At 62.9% G+C, this 20,901-nt stretch carries 18 protein-coding genes and 1 tRNA gene; 12 read left to right on the top strand and 7 right to left on the bottom strand.

Annotated elements, in window-relative coordinates; all coding sequences use genetic code 11:
- Positions 1-36: 36 nt before the first annotated feature.
- A complete protein-coding gene (locus RFN30_RS05790) occupies positions 37-1,857 on the bottom strand; it encodes an extracellular solute-binding protein (protein WP_320261178.1) in 1,821 nt (606 codons plus the stop codon).
- Between the two features lie 296 nt (positions 1,858-2,153).
- Between RFN30_RS05790 and RFN30_RS05795 the strand changes: the two genes are divergently transcribed.
- Complete coding sequence (locus RFN30_RS05795; protein ID WP_430694627.1) at positions 2,154-2,774, top strand: invasion associated locus B family protein; 621 nt, start codon at positions 2,154-2,156, stop codon at positions 2,772-2,774.
- Positions 2,775-2,849: 75 nt separating this feature from the next.
- Here the strand turns inward: RFN30_RS05795 and hspQ are convergent, their stop codons facing one another.
- Positions 2,850-3,173, bottom strand: a complete 324-nt coding sequence (hspQ, locus tag RFN30_RS05800; protein ID WP_320261180.1) for a heat shock protein HspQ — start codon at positions 3,171-3,173, stop codon at positions 2,850-2,852.
- 330 nt (positions 3,174-3,503) lie between these two features.
- A complete protein-coding gene (locus tag RFN30_RS05805; RefSeq protein WP_320261181.1) occupies positions 3,504-4,715 on the bottom strand; it encodes a UbiH/UbiF family hydroxylase in 1,212 nt (403 codons plus the stop codon).
- A gap of 98 nt (positions 4,716-4,813) precedes the next feature.
- On the opposite strand from RFN30_RS05805, the gene RFN30_RS05810 reads away from it, so the two are divergent.
- The 9 genes from RFN30_RS05810 to RFN30_RS05850 all read left to right on the top strand — a co-directional run bounded on the left by RFN30_RS05810 (position 4,814) and on the right by RFN30_RS05850 (position 14,034).
- Positions 4,814-5,707, top strand: coding sequence for a DUF2182 domain-containing protein (locus RFN30_RS05810; protein ID WP_320261182.1), 894 nt, complete (start codon positions 4,814-4,816; stop codon positions 5,705-5,707).
- A 12-nt stretch (positions 5,708-5,719) separates the two neighbouring features.
- Positions 5,720-6,334, top strand: a complete 615-nt coding sequence (locus RFN30_RS05815) for a DUF1326 domain-containing protein (protein ID WP_320261183.1) — start codon at positions 5,720-5,722, stop codon at positions 6,332-6,334.
- On the top strand, positions 6,331-7,149 hold the full coding sequence (pcsA, locus tag RFN30_RS05820; protein WP_320261184.1) for a phosphatidylcholine synthase: 819 nt from the start codon (positions 6,331-6,333) through the stop codon (positions 7,147-7,149). Before RFN30_RS05815 ends, pcsA begins: the two co-directional genes overlap by 4 nt.
- Positions 7,150-7,190: 41 nt before the next feature.
- Complete coding sequence (locus tag RFN30_RS05825; protein ID WP_320261185.1) at positions 7,191-8,168, top strand: quinone oxidoreductase family protein; 978 nt, start codon at positions 7,191-7,193, stop codon at positions 8,166-8,168.
- A gap of 318 nt (positions 8,169-8,486) precedes the next feature.
- The gene (locus RFN30_RS05830; RefSeq protein WP_320261186.1) at positions 8,487-10,064 is read left to right on the top strand and encodes an ABC transporter ATP-binding protein; all 1,578 of its coding nucleotides are present in this window, start codon (positions 8,487-8,489) and stop codon (positions 10,062-10,064) included.
- Positions 10,061-11,173, top strand: coding sequence for an ABC transporter permease (locus tag RFN30_RS05835; RefSeq protein WP_320261187.1), 1,113 nt, complete (start codon positions 10,061-10,063; stop codon positions 11,171-11,173). Before RFN30_RS05830 ends, RFN30_RS05835 begins: the two co-directional genes overlap by 4 nt.
- Positions 11,173-12,147 carry an ABC transporter permease gene (locus RFN30_RS05840; protein ID WP_320261188.1) on the top strand — a complete coding sequence of 325 codons (975 nt, stop codon included), beginning with the start codon at positions 11,173-11,175 and terminating at the stop codon, positions 12,145-12,147. The genes RFN30_RS05835 and RFN30_RS05840 overlap by 1 nt, the downstream gene beginning before the upstream one ends.
- A gap of 52 nt (positions 12,148-12,199) precedes the next feature.
- Positions 12,200-13,267 carry a BMP family ABC transporter substrate-binding protein gene (locus RFN30_RS05845; RefSeq protein WP_320261189.1) on the top strand — a complete coding sequence of 356 codons (1,068 nt, stop codon included), beginning with the start codon at positions 12,200-12,202 and terminating at the stop codon, positions 13,265-13,267.
- A gap of 329 nt (positions 13,268-13,596) precedes the next feature.
- On the top strand, positions 13,597-14,034 hold the full coding sequence (locus RFN30_RS05850) for a hypothetical protein (protein ID WP_320261190.1): 438 nt from the start codon (positions 13,597-13,599) through the stop codon (positions 14,032-14,034).
- Positions 14,035-14,123: 89 nt separating this feature from the next.
- Here RFN30_RS05850 and rimO read toward each other — a convergent pair whose 3' ends face one another.
- From rimO to RFN30_RS05870, 4 genes are all read right to left on the bottom strand, one after another.
- Positions 14,124-15,437 carry a 30S ribosomal protein S12 methylthiotransferase RimO gene (gene rimO, locus RFN30_RS05855; RefSeq protein ID WP_320261191.1) on the bottom strand — a complete coding sequence of 438 codons (1,314 nt, stop codon included), beginning with the start codon at positions 15,435-15,437 and terminating at the stop codon, positions 14,124-14,126.
- Between the two features lie 139 nt (positions 15,438-15,576).
- A complete protein-coding gene (locus RFN30_RS05860; protein WP_320261192.1) occupies positions 15,577-16,236 on the bottom strand; it encodes a TerC family protein in 660 nt (219 codons plus the stop codon).
- A 187-nt stretch (positions 16,237-16,423) separates the two neighbouring features.
- On the bottom strand, positions 16,424-16,831 hold the full coding sequence (locus RFN30_RS05865; protein ID WP_320261193.1) for a DUF930 domain-containing protein: 408 nt from the start codon (positions 16,829-16,831) through the stop codon (positions 16,424-16,426).
- 557 nt (positions 16,832-17,388) lie between these two features.
- Positions 17,389-17,478 (bottom strand) — tRNA-Ser (locus tag RFN30_RS05870).
- 823 nt (positions 17,479-18,301) lie between these two features.
- On the opposite strand from RFN30_RS05870, the gene RFN30_RS05875 reads away from it, so the two are divergent.
- Positions 18,302-19,576: a septal ring lytic transglycosylase RlpA family protein gene (locus RFN30_RS05875; protein ID WP_320261194.1), complete on the top strand. Its 1,275-nt coding sequence runs from the start codon at positions 18,302-18,304 to the stop codon at positions 19,574-19,576.
- Between the two features lie 82 nt (positions 19,577-19,658).
- A complete protein-coding gene (locus RFN30_RS05880; RefSeq protein WP_320261195.1) occupies positions 19,659-20,837 on the top strand; it encodes a D-alanyl-D-alanine carboxypeptidase family protein in 1,179 nt (392 codons plus the stop codon).
- The last annotated feature ends 64 nt before the right edge of the window (positions 20,838-20,901 follow it).

Genomic DNA, 20,901 nt, shown 5'->3' on the forward strand with positions numbered 1-20,901 from the left:
CGTCTCCTTGCTTGATCCGTGTCGGGCAGGGTTTCGTCAGTTGGGCTTTCGCCACCATGTCGGCAGCTGATAGCCGAATATGGGGGTCTTTTGCGGATGTTCCAGGTAGCTCCAGTAAGCGAGCCACTGCTGCGTGTTGTATTGCATGGGGACGATGTAGTTGCCGGAGATCAGCAGCCGGTCGAGAACGCGCACCGCAGCGACATAGTCTTCCTTGGCGCGGGCGTTCAGCATCGCTTTGATCGCCGCGTCGACGGCGGGATCGGCAACACCGGCGAGATTGAATGACCCTTCCTGCCTGGCGGCAACCGATCCCCAGCGCCCGACCTGCTCGCTGCCGGGCGACAGCGAATTGTTGAAGCCGCTTGTGCCGATCAGGACTTCGAAGTCGAACCGCTGCTTGCGCGACTGGATCTGGTCGCCGTCGAGGCTGCGGATGGTGACATCGATGCCGATCTTCTCCAGCGTGCGCTGATAGAGGGCCGCAAGCCGCTCCTCGTCCTGCGACGACGTCATGATCTCGAAGCCGAAGGGATTGCCTTCAGGATCGAGCATCCGCCCATCCTCCACGTGATAGCCGGCACCTTTCAGGAGCTCGAAGGCTGCCCGCAGCACCTTGCGATCCTGGCCGGAGCCGTCGGTGACCGGCGGCCGCCAGGTGCCGTCCATCACCTCGGCTGGCACGCGGCCGGGGTAAGGGGCAAGCAGCGCCTTCTCGCGGTCGTCAGCCTGATGGCCGAGCGCGGACAGCTCGGAGTTCTGCCAAAAGCTCATGGTGCGGTTGAACTTCCCGGCGAACAGGTTCTTGTTCGCCCACTCGAAGTCGTAGAGCATGCCGAGCGCGCGCCGCACGACCGGATTGGAAAACTTCAGCAGCCTGGTGTTGAACAGGAAGCCCGTCACCACGGGCGGGATGCCGGTGTCGAAAAATTCCTGCTTCACCTCACCCTTGCGGAACGCCGGGAAGTCGATATCGCGGTCGCGCTTGACCGGATCGGTCTCGTCGTCGAGCGCGCAGATGCCCTTCTTGAACGCCTCCGTCTTGGCGTTGGCGTTGAGAAAATACTCGATGGTGATCTGATCGAAATTGTCGAAGCCGCGCTTCGAGGGGACATCCTTGCCCCAGTAATCGGGATTGCGCTTAAAGACGATGCGCTGTCCGGGCTGTACCTTGTCCACGGTATAGGGGCCGCTGCCGACCAGCGGCTTCAGCGTGGTCTTGTCGAAGGTGTCCTTGTCGAAGGCGTGCTTCGGGATGATCGGCGTCAGCGCGATGATCAGCGGGAATTCGCGATTGGCCTTGTCGTTGAAGGTAAACTTCACGCTGTGGTCGCCGGTCTTTTCCAGCTTGGCGATCATGCTCATGCGATCGCTGTAGGGTGGGCGGCCCTTGTCGGTGAAGACATCGTAGGTGAACAGCACGTCCTCCGGCGTCACCGGCTGGCCGTCCGACCATTTGGCCTTGGGATTGAGATGGAACTCGATGCTCTTGCGCTCGGGATCCATGTCGGCGCTGTCGGCGAGCAGGCCGTAGAGGCTGAACGGCTCGTTGTAATTGCGCTGCATCAGCGGCTCGAAGACAAGGTTGCCGTAGACCGTGTCGATCATGCCGCGCGCTGTGGTGCGCAGGCTCTTCAGGATGAAGGGATTGAGATTGTCGAAACTGCCGACGACGCAATAGGTGACGCTGCCGCCCTTCGGCGCATCGGGATTGACGTAGTCGAAATGCGAATAGTCGGCAGGCAGCGCCGGCTCGCCCTGCATGGCGATGCCGTGCTTCGGTTCCGACAAGGCCGGAAGCAGCGAGAGGGCCAGTAACGAGGTCGCGGCAATCAGCCGAACGAGAACGCGGTCCATGACCGTCTCCTTGCCGGGCGGTTTTGTGATTCGGCACGCACCCTAGAGCATTTCGCCCGCCGATTGAATCGGCGCGCGCCGGTGGAAATGGGTTCAACCAATGCATCGCCGATCGAGGCTCGTCCAGGGAGGAGAAACCAGGAAGAAATCGCGGAAACCGGGCTGGATTCGGCGTCGCTGGCAGTGTAACACGCGCTCCGAAGTCATGCTGTTGCCTCATTTGGGCAACAGGTAGCGGGACCACGCGGCACGAAGAAGCCGGTTCCCCGGGATCATTTGAGAGGAAAGTGCACCATATGACGAGCAACGCGTATCGCCTTTCGGTGCTGGCCGCAGGCGTGGTCGGCGTTCTGGGCGCCGGGCTTTTCACCGCCTCGGCGCAGCAGCAGCCGCAGATTCCGCAAGGCTGGTTCAAGGCCTGCACCAAGCAGGAAGACGTCGACATCTGCAACGTGCAGAACATCGTCACCGCCGGCAACGGCCAGCTCGTCACCGGCGTCAGCCTGATCGAGCTCAAGGGCAAGGTGAACCGCAAGGTGTTCCAGGTGACGGTGCCGACCGGCCGCCTCATTCCCCCAGGCATCGGCCTGCAGATCGACGGCGGCAAGGCGCAGAAGCTCGACTATGTGATCTGCTTCCCTGATCGTTGCGTGGCCGAAGTGCCGCTGAGCGACCAACTCGTCGCGTCCTTCAAGAAGGGCCAGGCGATCAGCCTCACTTCGATCAACTTCCAGAACCAGCCGAACCCGATCAAGGTCGCGCTGACCGGCTTCAGCGGCGCCTATGACGGCCCGCCGCTGCAGCAGTCCGACATCGAGGACCGGCAGAAGAAGCTGCAGGACTTCGTCGCCAAGAACAACCAGGACTTCGCCAAGAAGCTCAAGGAAGAGCAGGACAAGGCGAAGACCGCCAACTGATCGCCGGAGCGTTTTCTCCAGCACACAAAAAAGCGGGGCATGCGCCCCGCTTTTTTGTTGCCGCCCGTCCGGCCGTCAGTGCTTCGAATGGCGTTTCGGCTCGTAGCGCCCGTCGGGCAGCTTGTCGAACATCTCGCCGATCTGCGGATGCCGCACCGGCTCGCCCGACCGGTCCTCGAGCAGGTTCTGCTCGGACACGTAGGCGATGTACTCGGTCTCGGAATTCTCTGCGAGAAGGTGATAGAAAGGCTGGTCCTTGCGCGGACGCATATCCGCTGGGATCGCTTCATACCATTCTTCGGTGTTGGCGAATTGCGGATCGACGTCGAAGATCACGCCGCGGAAGGGAAACAGCCGGTGGCGAACCACCTGTCCGATCGCGAATTTGGCCGTTTTCATCGCATTCACCATCTACAGCGCCGCGCGTCCTTTTGGACGCGCAAAGGACGCTGTAGCGCTTTGCTTTGCGCATGATCCTTTCCGAAAATCGATTCCGATTTTCGGGGTCATGCGCTGGACCCGAGGCGCCGTCAGTGGCTTGCGCGCAGGGCGCCTAAGGTCTTGAATTTACACGTCGCGCAGCCAAAAAACGACCCCGACTTTCGGCTTGGTACCATTGGCGCAGACGTTGCCCCAATTCAATGCCGCAGCGCTGCCTTATAGCCAAGCTACGAACCGGCAAACGCAATGGTTTCGCGACTGGAAACCGCGAAGTCCAAATGTATCGCCTTAGCGCGCGGCCTGTTTCCTGAAGCCGCCGGCGAGCGCGCGAAAACCGCTGCCCGGCCGCAGGCCTTCGCGCATGAAGAAGGCGCGCAGCGGCGCGAAGCTGCCCAGCACGTTGAGGCCGGCGCTGCGCGCCAGCTGCGCCGGCAGCATGTCCGACAGCAGCGACATGTTGAGCAGGTTCACCGCGCTGCTGCGCGCCAGGATGTCGGGACGGCGCCTCGTATCATAGGCGGCGAGGCTCAGCCTTGACCCAGGATCGTCGCGGTTTTCGCTGGCGATTCCAACCAGATCGTCGATATCCCTGATGCCGAGATTGAGGCCCTGCGCTCCGATTGGCGGGAAAACATGCGCCGCTTCGCCGACCAGCGCCACACGGTTTTGCGCGAAGCGGCCGGGCGAGGCCGCCGACAGCGGGTAGACCTGGCGGCCGGGCTCGACCGAAACGCGGCCGAGCATCGACTGCATCTGTTCCTCGACACGGACGGAGAGCGTGGCGTCGTCGAGCGCCGCGAGTTCCTGCGCGGTTTCCGGCTTTACCACCCAGACCAGGCTGGAACGCCTGCCCGGCAGCGGCACCTGCGTGAACGGCCCGGTCTCGGTGTGGAATTCGGTCGAGATGAAGCCATGCTCGCTGCGATGGCTGAAATTGAGAACGAGCGCTGACTGAGGATAGGGGCGAGCGGAGGCTTTGATGCCGGCTGCGTCGCGTGCCGGCGACAGGCGACCGTCGGCGGCGACCGCCAGCAACGCGGAGATCTCGCTGCCGTCGCCAAGTATGGCATGCGCCTTGTCGGCCTCGAGCCGCCACGTATCGACCATCGACTTTCGCCACTCGATGCCGGCATGAGCGGCAACAGCCTTGGCTAATGCCGCGATCAGGACCTTGTTGGGCAGATTGAGTCCGAACTGCTCCTCGCCGATCTCGCTGGCGCGGAAGGTGACGGTCGGGCTGCGGATCAGCCGGCGCGTCGCGTCGACGATGCGCATCACTTTCAGCGGCGCGGCCTGCGGCCTTAGCTCGTCCAGCACGCCCAGCCGGTCGAGCACCTTGAGGGCAGGGTTCATGAGAGCGGTGGTGCGGCCATCGCTGGTCGTGGCCTCGGGGCCGGCCAATGTCACGGCAAAGCCTGCCTCGGCGAAGCCGAGTGCCGCGATCAGTCCGGCCGGGCCGCTGCCGGCAACCAATATGCGGGCTTTGTCGTTCTGCTCCACGCCAGGCTTCCACGATGATGGGCGGCCATCGGCCTCTATGCGATATAGGGCAGGTCGGCGGGGTTGATCAACGCGGCGATTCGGCCCATTCGATTGCCATGACCGGCAAGGAGCACGATTTCAGCCATCTCGATCGCGCCGGCCGCGCCACGGCGGGACTCGCGCGCAGCCCGCGCCTTGCCGTGACGCTCACCATTGGCGCGGGCATCGCGCTGGCCTGGTTCGTCCTCGCGGCCATGGCGATTCGCGGCGCCGAAAGCCGCCTCGCCGGCGGTGCTCCGGGCGATGCGCTGCTCAAAGACCTGCCGCGATTGCCGCTGCCGGATTTCCTCGATCGCTTTTTCGCTTTGTGCCTTGCGCCGGCACCGCTCTCAGGCTCGGTGGGTGTACAGGCGCCGGCGCTCGTCCTGATGTGGTTCCTGATGGCGGTGGCGGCGATGCTGCCTTCGGCGGCGCCTATGATCCGCACCTATTGCGAGATTGCCGATACCGCCCGGGTCAAGGGCGAGTCCGTCGTCCATCCGCTGGTTCTGGTGGCGGGATACCTTGCGACCTGGCTTGCCGCCTCGGCGGCTTTTGCCGCGCTGACGCTCGCGGTCTATGGCTTTGCCGCCTCGGGGCGGATGCTCGATCCCGTCGTCGGGTTTGCCGGGGCCGGGGCACTCACGATCGCCGGCCTCTATCAGTTCAGTGGCTTGAAGCAGGCATGCCTGAAGAAATGCCGGAACCCGTTCTCGATCCTGTTCGCCAACTGGAGCGCGAAACCGGGCCGCATCTTTCACCTCGGGATGGAGCAGGGCGTCTGGTGCCTCGGCTGCTGCTGGGCGCTGATGCTGGTGATGTTTGCCGTTGGTGCCATGAACATCTTCTGGATGGCGCTGATCGGCCTGTTCACTTTGATCGAAAAACAGACCGCCGGCAGGGTGGTCAGCCGGGTTGCCGGTGCGATACTGCTTGTCTGGGCCGCTGCCCTGCTATTAGTTTCCGCGTAAGGGGAGAATTCGATGACCGACCAAAGCTGGGCGATGAAGGGAGAGCTGGTGCTCTCCTGCAATTGCACGGTTTTCTGCCCTTGCGTGCTGTCGCTCGGCAGCCACCCGCCGACCGAGGGCTATTGCCAGACCTGGGCTGGATTCCGCATCGATGCCGGCCATTTCGGCGAGGTCGACCTTTCCGGCCTCAATCTCGGCCTGATCATGGAAATCCCCGGCTATATGAGCCGCGGCAACTGGACCGCCGGCCTGTTCATCGACAAGCGCGCCTCGGTCTATGCGGTGAAGGCGCTGACCAAGATCTTCACCGGCAAAGCCGGCGGCACCACATCGCTGCTGTCGATCCTGGTCGGCAAATTCCTCGGCGTCGAGCAGGTGCCGATCACCTATGAGACGCGTGACAGGACGCGTATATTCCAGATACCGAAGATCATCGACGGCGCGGTGACGCCGATACCCGGCAAGGACCGCGAGAAGGACACCGTCATCACCAATTCCGAATACTGGATCGCGCCGGAAATCATCGTGGCGAAATCCGACAAGAGCAAGATGCGCGCCTTCGGCCGCAACTGGAATTTCGCCGGCCGTTCGGCCGAAATCTGCAAGCTGGATTGGCGAGGCCCGTGAGCAAGAACACAGCGGCCCGGAAAGCGGCCAAGAAGATCGCGGAGCACATACCGCTGCCGAAGAAGAAAGTGACGTGGCCGCAGGCGCGCGCTTTTTCCGTGCACCTGCTCACCGCGTCCGGGTCGTTCCTCGCCTTTCTGTCGCTGGTCGCGGCCAGCGAGGAGCGCTGGACGGCGATGTTCTGGTGGCTGGGGCTGGCGCTTTTTGTCGACGGCATCGACGGCCCGATCGCCAGGAAGCTCGAGGTCAAGGAGATCCTGCCGACATGGTCGGGCGAGCTCCTCGACAACATCATCGACTACGTGACCTACGTGCTCATTCCGGCCTTCGCGCTCTACCAGCGCGGCTTGATGGGCGAGAGGTTGTCGTTCCTGTCGGCGGCCATCATCGTGGTCTCCAGCGCGATCTATTATGCCGACACCGGCATGAAGACGAAGGAGAACTTCTTCAAGGGGTTCCCGGTCGTCTGGAACATGGTGGTGTTCACGCTCTTCATCATCGAGCCTGGGCAATGGGTTTCCTTCGCCGTGGTCGTGGTCGCTGGCGTCCTCACTTTCCTGCCGATCAACTTCATCCATCCGGTACGGGTCGTGCGGCTGAGGCCGATCAATCTCGGCATGACGCTGCTATGGTGCGCCTTCGGCGCGCTTGCATTGGCCCAGGCCGCACTTGCTTCGTTCTATGACAAGATCGGGGTTCTGAGCGAGCAGGTCAGTATCTTCACCAAGGCCGGCATTACGGTGACTGGGCTCTATCTCGCCTGCATCGGGGGCATCATGCAGATGTTCCCCAATCTTGGCGCCAAGAAATCCTGACCCTAGATCTAGCTTCCGTCCCTTCCCGAGAAAGTCGAGCGATGTCCAAGGCAATCCGCATTCACGCCCATGGCGGCCCCGAGGTCCTGACCTATGAGGATACCGATCCCGGCCAGCCGGGCGCCGGGCAGATCCTGATGAGGCACACCGCGATCGGCCTCAACTTCATCGACGTCTATCACCGCTCGGGTCTCTATCCGCCGCCCGGCGGGTTCCCGCTGATCCCGGGCGGCGAGGCGGCTGGCGTGGTTCTGGCCGTCGGCGCCGGCGTCGATTGGCTGAAGCCCGGCGACCGCATCGCCTATGCCGTCAATGTCGGCGCTTATTCCGAGGAACGCGTGATCGCCGCCGACCGCGTGGTGAAGGTGCCTGACGGGATCAGCAACGAGCAGGCGGCCGCCATGATGCTGAAAGGCATGACGGCGGAATATCTGCTGCGCCGCACTTATAAAGTGAAGGCCGGCGACACGATCCTCTACCATGCCGCAGCCGGCGGCGTCGGCCTGATCCTCGGCCAATGGGCGAAGCATCTCGGCGCAACCGTGATCGGCACGGCGAGCTCCGCCGACAAGATCGAGCTCGCCAAAGCGCATGGTTTCGACCATGTCATCAATTACAAGGAGCAGGATTTCGTCGCCGGCGTCGCGGCCATCACAGGCGGCCGGAAATGCGATGTCGTCTACGATTCCGTCGGCAACGACACGTTTCCCGCTTCGCTCGATTGCCTGAGGCCGCTCGGCATGTTCGTCAGCTTCGGCCAGTCGTCGGGGCCGATCCCGCCCTTCTCGATGTCGCTTCTGGCGCAGAAGGGCTCGCTCTTCGCAACCCGACCGACGATCTTCGTCTACAACGCCAGGCGAGAGGATCTGGTGGCGTCGGCTGAGGCGCTCTTCGATGTGGTGCTGAGCGGCGCCGTCGAGATCAAGATCAACCAGCGCTATGCGCTGAAGGACGCGGCCAAGGCGCAGTCCGATCTTGAGGGCCGCAAGACGACCGGCACAACCATCCTCATCCCCTAGAGCGCGTCGCGATCTTTCAGATTCGCTCCATGCGCTTTAGTTTTTGATTTCAAGCATGTCTTTATCCCGAAACCGGTTCCTACTTTCGGGAGACATGCTTTGAGCCGGCTGCCTTGTTTTTCAGCGCCTTGCCGCGCGCAAAGGCACGAGTTTGGCCGAAATGCCAAACAGTCTTTTCTGCACTCTCAATAGGTCTATCTTAGGTCTTGAGTTTCCGCTGGAATTCTTGAAGCTCTTTCAAGTTGGGTGCCGCTTTCCGGCGGGAGCCGGCCGCGCATACCATGCTTGCGGGAACACAGAACATATCCGGGTAACTGGATGGGAGGCACTGTGAGTGCAAATCATGACAGGGCGAACCTGCTCGAGGTTCGTGGCCTTACGAAGATTTTCGGCACGCTGACGGCGTGCGATCATATCGACCTCAACATCGCCAAGGGCGAGATCCACGCGCTGCTCGGCGAGAACGGCGCCGGCAAGTCGACGCTGGTCAAGATGCTGTTCGGTTCGCTGGAACCCAACTCGGGCGAGATTTTCTGGGACGGCAAGGCCGTCAGGATCACCAGCCCCGGTGTCGCCAAGAAGCTCGGCATCGGCATGGTCTTCCAGCATTTCTCGCTGTTCGAGGCGCTGACGGCGGCCGAGAACATCGCGCTCTCGCTGAACGACGGCTCGCCGATCAGCACCATTGCGGCGAAGGCGCGGGCGCTCTCCTACAGCTACGGCCTGCCGCTCGATCCGGAATCGCTGGTCGGCGATCTTTCCGTCGGCGAACGTCAGCGCATCGAGATCATCCGCTGCCTCTTGCAGACGCCGCAGCTCATCATCCTCGACGAGCCGACCTCGGTGCTGACGCCGCAGGAAGCCGACAAGCTGTTCGAGACGCTGGAGCGGCTTCGCGCTGAAGGCAAGTCGATCCTCTACATCTCGCACCGGCTGGAGGAGGTCAAACGCATCTGCGACCGCGCCACCGTGCTGCGCCACGGCAAGGTGGTCGGCCACTGCAATCCGCGCCAGGAGACGGCCGCATCGCTTGCCCGCATGATGGTCGGCAACGAGGTCAAGGCGGTGGTGCGCGCGCCGGCCGAAGGCATCGAGACCGCGCCGGCGCTGCTCGAAATCCGCGGCCTTACCCGCAAGCCGGCAACGCCTTTCGCCATTCCGCTCAAGAACGTCAATCTTTCCGTGCGCGCTGGCGAGGTGATCGGCATCGCCGGTGTCGCCGGCAACGGCCAGGGCGAGTTCTTCGAAGCCGTCTCCGGCGAGGTGCTGCAGCAGGATCCCGGTTCGGTGCGCATCCGCGGCAAGGATGCCGGCGCGCTCTCGATCACGGGCCGTCGGCTGATGGGCGCCGCCTTCGTGCCGGAGGAACGCCTCGGCCATGGCGCGGCGCCCCGGATGAAGCTTTCGGAGAACCTGCTTTTGTCGCGCCATGCCACCGACGGCAAGTCCTTCGTCGGCTCCGGCGGCATGGTCAAGAACGCCTCCGTCTACAGCGCCGCCCAACGCATCATCGCGGCGATGGACGTGCGCAAGAGCGCGCCGGACCCTGAGGCGGCGGCGCTTTCCGGCGGCAACCTGCAGAAATTCATCGTCGGCCGCGAGCTCGACCGCAAGCCGAGCGTCATGGTCGTCAACCAGCCGACCTGGGGTGTCGATGCCGGTGCTGCCGCCAATATCCGCCAGGCGCTGATCGAGCTTGCCCGCAGCGGCTCGGCGGTTCTCGTCATCAGCCAGGACCTCGACGAGTTGTTCGAACTGTCGGACGCGATCGCGGTCATGCACAACGGCGAATTGTCTGCGCCGCTGCCTATCGCCGAAGCCACCTTCGAAAAGATCGGCTTGCTGATGGGCGGTGCCGAGCCCGGCCACGCCGAACACACCATGGAGACGGCATGATGCGCCTCGAACTGGTCAAACGCCCGCAGCGCTCGGCGCTGTTTTCGGTGCTCTCGCCCTTCATCGCCTTCGCGATGACGATGATTGCCGGCGCCATCATGTTCGCCTTGCTCGGCGTCAATCCGTTCAACGCCTTCAATGTCTACTTTATTCAGCCGGTCAGCGAGGTCTGGCAGTTGCATGAACTGGCGATCAAGGCGGCGCCGCTCATCCTGATCGCGGTCGGCCTGTCGGTTTGCTACAAGGCCAACATCTGGAATATCGGGGCCGAGGGACAGTTTATCCTAGGCGGCATCTTCGGCTCGATCGTCCCGGTGCTGTTCCCCGACTTCGAAGGTCCGCTGGTGCTGCCGCTGATGCTGTTGCTCGGCATGCTCGGTGGTGCGCTCTACGCGGCCATCCCGGCGCTGCTCAAGACCCGCTTCAGCACCAACGAGATCCTGACCAGCCTTATGCTGGTCTATGTCGCGCGGTTATTCCTCGATTGGCTGGTGCGCGGACCCTGGCGCGACCCGCAGGGCCACGGCTTCCCGCAGACCATCCAGTTCGGCGATTCGGCCGTCCTGCCGGAACTGATGCCCGATGCCGGGCGCGCCAATTGGGGCTTCGTCTTCGCGCTGGTCGCGGCGATAGCGATCTGGCTGATGATGAGCCGCATGCTCAAGGGTTTCGAGGTCCGCGTGCTGGGCTCGAGCCCCAGGGCAGGGCGCTTCGCCGGCTTCGGCTTCAACAAGATGGTATTCTTCACCTTCCTGCTGTCCGGCGCATTAGCTGGTCTTGCCGGCATCTCGGAAGTGTCCGGCGCCATCGGCCAGCTGCAGCCGGTGATCTCGCCCGGCTATGGCTTCACCGCCATCATCGTCGCCTTCCTCGGACGGCTCAATCCGCTGGGCATCGTCGCCGCAGGCCTGGTGCTGGCGCTGACCTATCTCGGCGGCGAGGCGGTGCAGACCGCGCTCGGCATCTCCGACAAGATGGCGCAGGTGTTCCAGGGCATGCTTTTGTTCTTCGTGCTCGGCTGCGACACGCTCATTCAATACCGCATTCGTCTGGTCGGCTTTGCCGCGCCGAAACTCGAGGCAGCGCCCAAGCTGGAGGAGGCACGCTGATGGACATCACCGTCAACATCCTTTTAACCATCGCCACCGCGGCGACGCCCCTCCTGATCGCGGCGATCGGCGAACTGGTGGTCGAGCGTTCTGGCGTGCTCAACCTCGGCGTCGAAGGCATGATGATCATGGGCGCCGTCGGCGGCTTCGGCGCCGGCTATCTCACCGGATCGCCCTGGATCGGCCTGCTTGCCGCGATCATCGTCGGCGCGCTGTTCTCGCTGCTCTTCGCCGTCATGACGCTGTCCCTGGCTACCAACCAGGTGGCGACCGGCCTGTCGCTTACGCTGCTCGGCCTCGGTCTCTCCGGCATGATCGGCACCAGCTTCGTCGGCCAGCCGGGCGGCAGGCTGCCGAACCTCGACATCCCTGGCCTCAGCTCGACCCCGGTCGTCGGCAAGCTGATCTTCGGCCAGGATCCGGTGTTTTACATCTCGATCGCGCTCACTGCCGCGGTGATGTGGTTCCTGTTCAAGACGCGTACCGGCCTTACGCTCCGCTCGATCGGCGACAGCCACTCGTCGGCGCATGCGCTGGGCATCAAGGTCATCCGCTACCGCTATCTTGCGGTGATCTTCGGCGGCGCCTGTGCCGGTCTCGCCGGCGGACATCTGTCGCTGGTCTACACGCCGCAATGGGTCGAGAACATGAGCGCGGGACGCGGCTGGATCGCGTTGGCGTTGGTCGTCTTCGCTTCCTGGCGTCCGTGGAGGGTGCTGGCAGGCGCCTACATCTTCGGCGCCATCTGGGTTGGACAGCTTCACGTGCAAGCAATCAACCTTCAGGACTTCGTCAATGCACCGTGGGTGATCTACCAAGTTATCGCCTTCATAAAATCGTTCCCATCCCAACTGCTTTCTTCGCTGCCCTATCTGGCAACCATCGTGGTTCTCGTTCTAATCTCGCGCAACAAGCGGCTGACGATGATGAACACGCCGGCTTCGTTGGGGCAGCCATTCGTTCCGGATCGTTGACGACAATAAAAAAGACGGGAAGCTCCAAGGCTTAATTCAGAGAGGTAACACGATGAAAAAACTGCTTATTGCGCTGATGACCACAACCGCGGCCCTGTCGCTGGCGGCGACCGCCGAGGCGGCCGACAAGCTGAAGGCCTGCTGGGTTTATACCGGGCCGATCGGCGACTTCGGCTACTCCTACCAGCACGACCAGGGACGCCTCGAGGTGGAGAAGGCGCTCGGCGACAAAGTCCAGACCGCCTATCTCGAGAACGTCTCGGAAGGCCCCGACGCCGACCGCGCCTTCGAGCGCCTGGCGCGCGAGAAGTGCAAGATCATCTTCGGCACCTCGTTCGGCTTCATGGACGCCGAGGTGAAGGTCGCCAAGAAGTTCCCGAAGGTGATGTTCGAGCATGCCACCGGCTACAAGACCGGCGCCAATCTCGGCATCTACAACGCGCGCTTCTATGAAGGCCGTTATGTGCTCGGCCAGATCGCGGCCAAGGAATCGAAGAAGGGGCTGGCCGGCTACATCGTCTCGTTCCCGATCCCGGAAGTGGTGATGGGCATCAACTCCTTCATACTCGGCGCGCAGTCGGTCAATCCGGACTTCAAGGTCAAGATCGTGTGGGTGAACTCCTGGTTCGATCCGGGCAAGGAAGCCGACGCCGCCAAGGCGCTGTTCGACCAGGGCGCTGACATCATCGTCCAGCATACCGACTCCACCGCTGCCCTGCAGGTCGCCGAGGAGCGCAAGCTGCACGGCTTCGGCCAGTCCTCCGACATGATCAAGTTCGCGCCGAATGCGGCCTTGACCTCGCTCACCGACGAATGGGGCCCGTATTACATCAGCCGCGTCCAGGCCGCGCTCGACGGCACCTGGAAGCCGGACAATGTGTGGCTCGGCATCAAGGACGGCGCCGTGAAGCTCGCGCCATTCACCAACATGCCTGACGATGTCAAGGCCATGGCCGAGGCGACCTCGAAGAAGATCGCCGGCGGCTGGAACCCCTTCACCGGCCCGGTGTCCAAGCAGGACGGCTCGCCCTGGCTAAAGGACGGCGAGGTCGCCGACGACGGCACGCTGCTCGGCATGAATTTCTATGTCAAAGGCATCGACGACAAGCTGCCGCAGTAAGCGGCAACGAGTTTCGAACCGGAGAGGGCGCCTCGTGGGCGCCCTCATTCGTTTGCAAGGTCGATTGGCGAGATTTCCCTGCCCAAGGCCGAAGCTGATCTGGCGTTTTGCCAGTCGGCTAAAGATTGTTGTACGATCCTGCATGCCAAGTATTTAAGATAAGTCTCGCTCTATCTTTTTCCGAACTATAGTTTTTAATGGAACCGTCACAGCATTTGAACCCGGGTCCGTGACCGCTTTCACATACGTCGACGGCGTCTACTTCCATGTTTATCGCGCAAATCAGACGAAACCAGCTGGCGTGACAAGCGCCCGCAGAAGGGGGTCTTATGCAATTGAATAAAAAGCTTCTGGCAATCATCGGGAAACGATTTCCCGCCATCTACGATGTCATCCCGCGCGGACCGCAGGGTGGGCTTGCGCGGATTGCACTCAATCCGCAGCCGCTGCCGCCGCATGAACTGGGCGCAGCGGTTGCTGAGGAATTTGTCCGCCATGCTTGGGTGGCCGAACGAGGTGGGCTCGATATGAAGGCGCTGATAAGCGACCTTGACGACTGGTGTCCCACACGGCCGAAGATCCCGAAACTTCCCCCGTGGTGGGGACCGTTTCCGGAGCCGGAGCCGCGCCCCGAGTGGTTCGTCGACTACCATTTGGGATTTGCCGCACGGCTGTCTGCGGTCGCAACCGAGGGCACGCGCCTCGGTGAGACACTCGATCAGGTGATCGATCGTTCCCTGGCTGCAATCCAAACGGTGAAGCTCTGACGAAAGCCGCTGAAGCCGAGGGGCTGTCAAGAGCCTAAGGGCGCCGCAGGGCGCCCTTTCCATTCAAGACGTCTGCTTTCGCGCGGCTATCAGACCGCTGAGCCGTAGAGGTCGTAAGCGTCGGCGCGATCGACCTTGACGGTGACGATGTCACCGGCGCGCAGCGGGCGGCGTGACTGGATATGCACCGAGCCGTCGATCTCGGGCGCGTCGTATTTGGTGCGGCCCTTAGCCGAAGTGCCATGCGCTTCGTCGATCAGCACCGGCAGGCGCTTGCCTACCTTCTTGGCCAATTGCGTGGCCGAGATCTTCTGCTGGCGCTGCATGAAGCGGTGCCAGCGCGCTTCCTTGGTCTCCTGCGGTACTTGCTCCAGGCCGAGATCGTTGGAGCGCGCGCCTTTGACCGGCTCGTATTTGAAGCAGCCGGCGCGGTCGATTTTTGCTTCGTCCAGCCAGTCGAGCAGCATCTGGAAATCGTCTTCGGTTTCGCCCGGAAAGCCGACGATGAAGGTCGAACGGATGGCAAGGTCAGGGCAGACCTCGCGCCAGCCGCGGATGCGCTCCAGCGTCTTTTCGCCATGGGCGGGACGGCGCATGTTCTTCAGCACCTGCGGCGAGGCATGCTGGAAGGGGATATCGAGATAGGGGAGGATTTTTCCCTCCGCCATCAGCGGAATGACGTCGGCGACGTGCGGGTAAGGATACACATAATGCATGCGTATCCAGATGCCGAGCTTGCCGAGCTCCTCGGCGAGGTCGAGGAATTTCGCGCGCACCTCGCGGTCGCCGAACAGGCTCGTCTGGTATTTGATGTCGATGCCGTAGGCGCTGGTGTCCTGCGAGATGACGAGGATCTCCTTGACGCTGGCCTTGGCGAGCTTTTCGGCTTCGCGCAAAACGTCCGCCGCCGGCCGCGAGACGAGATCGCCACGCAGCGCCGGGATGATGCAGAAGGTGCAGCGGTTGTTGCAGCCTTCCGAAATCTTCAGATAGGCGTAGTGGCGCGGCGTGAGCTTCACGCCCTGTGGCGGCAGCAGATCGATATAGGGGTCGTGGCTGGGCGGCGCGGCCTCATGCACGGCCGCCATCACGCTCTCATAGGCCTGAGGCCCGGTGATCGCCAGCACATTGGGGTGCTTCTCGCGGATGACCTCCGGCTCGGCACCGAGGCAGCCGGTAACGATGACACGGCCGTTTTCGGAAAGGGCGGAGCCGATGGCGTTGAGCGACTCGTCGCGTGCGGAATCAAGGAAGCCGCAGGTGTTGACGACGACGAGGTCGGCCCCGTCATGCTTGCGGGCGATCTCGTAGCCTTCGGCGCGCAGCCGCGTGATGATGCGCTCGGAATCGACGAGCGCCTTCGGGCATCCAAGGCTGACGAAACTGACACGAGGGGCAGACATAAGGTTTTCCAGGCTTTTCGGGATCGGCGGCGCAATATCACACTAATTGCGGCATTGGTATGGGCTGGTCCTCGCTGCGGCAAAACGCGATGCGAAGGGCCGGCTCGTCGGCCGGCCGAAGCCGCTTCAGATGGCGGTGTCAGCTCACCGCATTGTTGACGTGCGGCCAGACTTCCATAGCACCGCGGTAGACCATGTCGAGAGCGACGTAGAGGATGATCGCCAGGCCGACATAGGCGATCCAGCGGTAACGGTGCAGCAGCCTGGCAATGAAGCTCGCGGCAAGGCCCATCAAGCCGATCGACAATACGAGCCCGATGACCAGCACCCAGAAATGATCCCGCGCCGCGCCTGCGACGGCCAGCACGTTGTCCAGCGACATCGACACGTCGGCGACGACGATCTGCAGCGCGGCCTGGCCAAGCGTCTTGCGCGGCGCCTTGCCGGCAATAGCCTTGTCGCTGTCGAGGTCGGAATTGGCCAGCGCCTCCGTGGCTTCTTGCTCGTCGGCTTGCGAGGTTCGCAGCTCGCGATACATCTTCCAGCAGACCCAAAGCAGCAGGATGCCGCCGGCCAGCAGCAGGCCGACGATGGCAAGCAGCTTGACCGTTACCGCCGCAAACAGGATGCGCAGCACCGTCGCCGCCAGCACGCCGATCAAGATTGCTCTCTTGCGCTGCTCGGCGGGCAGGCCAGCGGCCGCCAGCCCGATGACGATGGCATTGTCGCCCGCAAGCACCAGGTCGATGGCGATGACCTGAAGAAGAGCGCTCAGGCTTGCAGCGCTGAAAATATCCATCGTCTGGAAGCCCTTTGCTGTCCGCTGAGTGCTGATCGTCGAATGTCCCGACGCCCTAACGTGTATGGTTCCCGCGCGTCAAGAGAACAGCCGGAACAAGCCGTCGCAAGGCATCTGCTCCAGCGAAAATCTATTTGGACTTTTGCAAGCGAAGGCCGGCGCTGGGCCGCTAATCGAGGGCAATCCGTCAGTCGTAAAGATTGTATTTTGCCCAATCGGTTTCCGGGATCTCGTCACCGATCTTGTAGCGGAACTGCAGCACCTGCATGTGGTCGGGGGCGGTCTGGCATTTGAACTTCAGCCGGTACCATTGGCCCTTGCTGCGAAAGGCGGCGCCGGAGCTCTTGATCGCATCGGCGCTCATCTGCGGCGTGGCGAAGGCATAGGCCACCACACGGTCGGCCTTGAAGTTGTGATCGTCGTGGCTGATCCGGTCGAGAACCTCGGCGTCGCAACGCTGCTCGAGACGAGTCTGCGGATCAAGTTTCAGCAGGCCGGCGCGAAGCGCATTGTCCATCGCCTTGGCCGGCCAGGCCAGCGTCAGGGACGCCAAGACCATCAGGCAGAGCTTTTTCATGGGCGCGACAAGCACCATATTTTGTCTGAGAAATCAACCAAACGCACGCGCTTGTGAGATTGCTGCCGGCTTCGGCAGCGCCCGAGCTTGTCCCTTTGTCATCAAGGCGCGGCGGCTGTTGAGGACGCCATCATTGCCGACAGGAAGATGCTGCTTCGGCTTCCGGTACTACCCGAGAGCGCTCTCTGTAGGGTCCACGTCCGCTGCGGTCGCTTCGCCGGTTCCTGCATCCGGCGCCTGGCCATCGTCGGAACCGGTCGGAGGAAGCACCGTTACGTCCATTCGAGCGATCCGGGAAGCCGCTCGCCCTTGCGCATCCGGCTCACTGTCCCCCGTTTCCAAAACGGAGGCCTTCGCAAGATGGCCAACGCTTTCGGCGCTCTTGCCGGGAAAGGTTCCTTCGGATGGCGCCTGAGGTCTGAGATTACGCTGCACGGCGCCGGCATTTTGCTGGTTTCCAATGGGAGAGGTCATGGCTGCGCTCCAAGGTAGATGATCGCTGCCATTAGCACGGCTGGCTGGCGCCAGCCTTGCGGGCTTCAGCAATTGCTAATGAATTCGAGGCGCGCTGTATCTGGCGGAGGGAGTGGGATTCGAACCCACGGTGAACTTGCGCCCACGCCGGTTTTCAAGACCGGTGCCTTAAACCGCTCGGCCATCCCTCCATCGTGGTATTTCAACCACTTGGGATCATCGCTATCGGTCGCTTTTCAATTGGTGGGCGCCAAATTGGCGCCGCAGGCGTTCCCGACCGGTTCGCGCTTCTCCTGTAGTGCGGCGGTCAGGGTTGCGTCAACCGCTGCGGCGATGCCTTGCCGCTGTCAGGCGGAAGATGCGCATGGCCGGCTGCTTAGTCGGCCGGGTGTTCTTATGTCTGTGGCAGAAAAGTCACGCAGCTTGAATATGCAGCGCTTCAACTGCTGCGCGCTTACTACCCGGCTAAGCGAGGCGTACCGTCTTCCTCGGGTAAAGGGGACGCCCTGACCGCACACGTCTCATTTCCTCCCGAACTGCGCCCGCTACGGAAAACGTGGTGGGCGTCTTCTTGTCCCGCGACGGCGAGCCCGACGGGCAACGCCTCCGGCAGGGATCGAAAGCGCCTCCACTGTCGCGGCCAAGGTCCATCAAGCGATAGATAGTCAAGCGATGGATAATATGGATGAACCGAGTCATCCGTTCGGTCTAGGAAGTCCTTGAGAACGCTCATGCTAGACTCTGATTGGCGCAGGGAGTTCCGGCGCTGTGAGCGCCGGCTGGAAAATGGAAGTCCCCCCTCCAAAAAGCTGCCCCTCCATCCGGCGCTCATCTATGCAAGGCTCGCCTTCCTGGCAGGCCTCGCCATAATCTCGCCCGGTTCCGGCCATAATCGATTAACATCGTGATAAGCAATTCCTGCGCACAAAGGGATTGGGGATCAAGGTGTTGCTGGCATTCGCGGGCGCTTGGCTCCGAGTGATGGCGACGAGACTTTAGGGGACAATCGAAAACATGCAGACTTCGGCGCGCCCGCGTCTTCGTCGCGCTCCTGCCTTCGCGCTGTGCGCCCTCTCAGCGGTGCTGCTTGCCGCCTGCACCTCCACGCCGCAGCCGAAGTCAATGATCGACAAACGCCCGCGCTCCAAGGAGTATTTCGCCGAATCCGAATATGGCGTGAAGGCGAGCCCGCGCGTCGCCTTCATGCGGCGCGGCGGCGGCCGCGACCAGCTCGGCAAGCCCTATCAGGTTCGCGGCAAGTGGTACTATCCCAAGGAAGACAGGCACTACGCCAAGGTGGGGCTGGCCTCCTGGTATGGCGACGCCTTCCACGGCCGCCTGACCGCCAATGGCGAAGTCTACGACACGGCGCAACTGACGGCGGCGCACCCGACCATGCCGCTGCCGAGCTATGCCCGTGTTACCAATCTCGACACCGGCAGTTCGGTCATCGTGCGCGTCAACGACCGGGGCCCATACCATGAGGGCCGCATCATCGACGTCTCGGAACGCGCCGCGCAGATGCTCGACTATGGCAAGGTCGGCACCGCAAGGGTGAAGGTTGAATATGTCGGCCGGGCGCCGCTCGACGGCAATGACGACCAGTATCTGATGGCCTCCTACCATCCCGGGAACAGGCGGCCCGATCCGTCCGACGGTCTGCCGACCGGCGTGATGGTGGCCATGAACGGCCCGTCGCCCAGCCTGTCGATGAGTGATGCACCTCCAGCGGCGGTGCCGTTCCCCGGCCAGCTGACCAATTCGGGGCAGGCTTTTGCCGCGCAGCCCGGTCGGTCGGAGCAGCCGGTGCCTGCGGAGCAGCCGTCCATGTCAGCGCAGGTACCGGGCGCCAGCGACGTCGCTTTGCCGGATTTCGGGCCGATCGTGCCGGAGCGGCCGGAGTTCAGGCTGCCGCCGAACTCGCCCTTTGCCATGGCCTCGCTGTCCTACGCGGATGAGCGCATCAAGCGTGCCGACGTCTTCGCGGCCCTCGACGGCAGCGGCATGTCGCCGGCCGACATCCTGCAGTCGTGGAAGAAATCGAACCGCCAGGAACAGGCGCCGGCCGTGGACTATGTCGCGGCAGGCTCCTTCGACGATGCCGGTGAGGCAAAGCGCGTGGCGACGGCTCTCGAGCCGTTCGGCAGGACCGAAATCCAGCGCACCGAGCTCGACGGCAACGACTGGTACGCGGTCAACGTCTATCCGGATGGCCATGGCAGCATCGACGACCTGCTGCAGGCGGCCTGGTCGCACGGGGCACCGGACGCGTTAGTTGTGCGAAACTGATCAATTTCGCGAGCGCCGTTGATCCGGCGGAACGAACCCTGATAGCTTGGCCGGGCCAGTCCGGCTAATGGGTCGATACTTCATGCAGTTCCGCATTTTTCAGCCTTTCGCCGGATTCCTGGGATTGGTGCTGGTGCTGCTTTGCGTCGTCCAGGCGAGCGCGCAGCTTTTCGAGACCAAGGCGGCCCAGGCCTTCATGATCGATGCCGATACCGGCACCGTGCTTTTCGCCAAGGATGCCGACAAGCCGATTCCGCCGGCTTCCATGGCCAAGCTGATGACGATGGAGGTGGTCTTCAACGCCATCAAATCGAAGCGGATCACGCTCGACGACACTTTCGTGGTCAGCGAAAACGCCTGGCGCACCGGCGGCGCGCCGTCCGGAACCTCGACCATGTTCGCCAAGCTCAAGTCGGCAGTCCGCGTCGAGGATCTGATCCAGGGCGTGACCGTCCAGGCCGCCAATGACGGCTGCATCGTGCTTGCCGAAGGCATGGCGGGCTCGGAGGCGAATTTCGCCGCCCAGATGACGGAACGCGCCCGCGAGATCGGCCTCTCGAAATCGACCTTCGTCAATTCGACCGGGCTGCCGGCCGACGGCCAGCAGACGACGGTGCGGGAACTCACGATGCTGGCGCTGCACATCTGGCGCGACTATCCCGAGTTCTTCCGCTATTACGGCCAGCCCGATTTCACCTGGAACAAGATCTCCCAGAGGAACCGTAATCCGCTGCTCGTCATGGGCATCGATGCCGACGGCTTCGTGGCCGGGGCGAGCGAGTCCGCCGGCTTCGGCATTGTCGGCACGGTAAGCCACAACGGCATCCGCGTGATCGCGGCGATGAGCGGGCTGACGAGCGACCGGGAACGCTCCGAGGAGGCGCGCAAGCTGCTCGACTGGGGGTCGCGCTCCTTCCAGAAGACGGAGATTTTCGCCAAGGACGAGGTTGTCGGCGAAGCCGAGGTTTTTGGGGGCGCCAAATCCGGCGTGGCCTTGAAAGCCAAGGGGCCGGTGGACATCTTTTTGCCGATAGCCAATCGCGACAAGCTGACCGCCAGGATCGTCTATGAGGGTCCTGTGGCGGCGCCGGTGGAGGAGGGGCAACCGGTCGGGGAGCTGCGCGTTTGGATAGGCGACACGCTCAGCCAGCGGACGCCGCTTTTCGCCGCCGAGCCGGTGAAGGTCGGCACGCTGCCGCAGCGTGCGCTCGACGCCGCCAAGGAACTGGCTGTCGGCTGGCTGCGTCAGAAACATTTGTGATCGGGCAGGCTCGTGGACCTTTTGTCGGACGGGAGCTATGACAGCGGCCAGCACGGGCGAAGGC

This window comes from Mesorhizobium dulcispinae (assembly GCF_033977345.1).
Classification (GTDB): Bacteria; Pseudomonadota; Alphaproteobacteria; order Rhizobiales; family Rhizobiaceae; genus Mesorhizobium; species Mesorhizobium dulcispinae.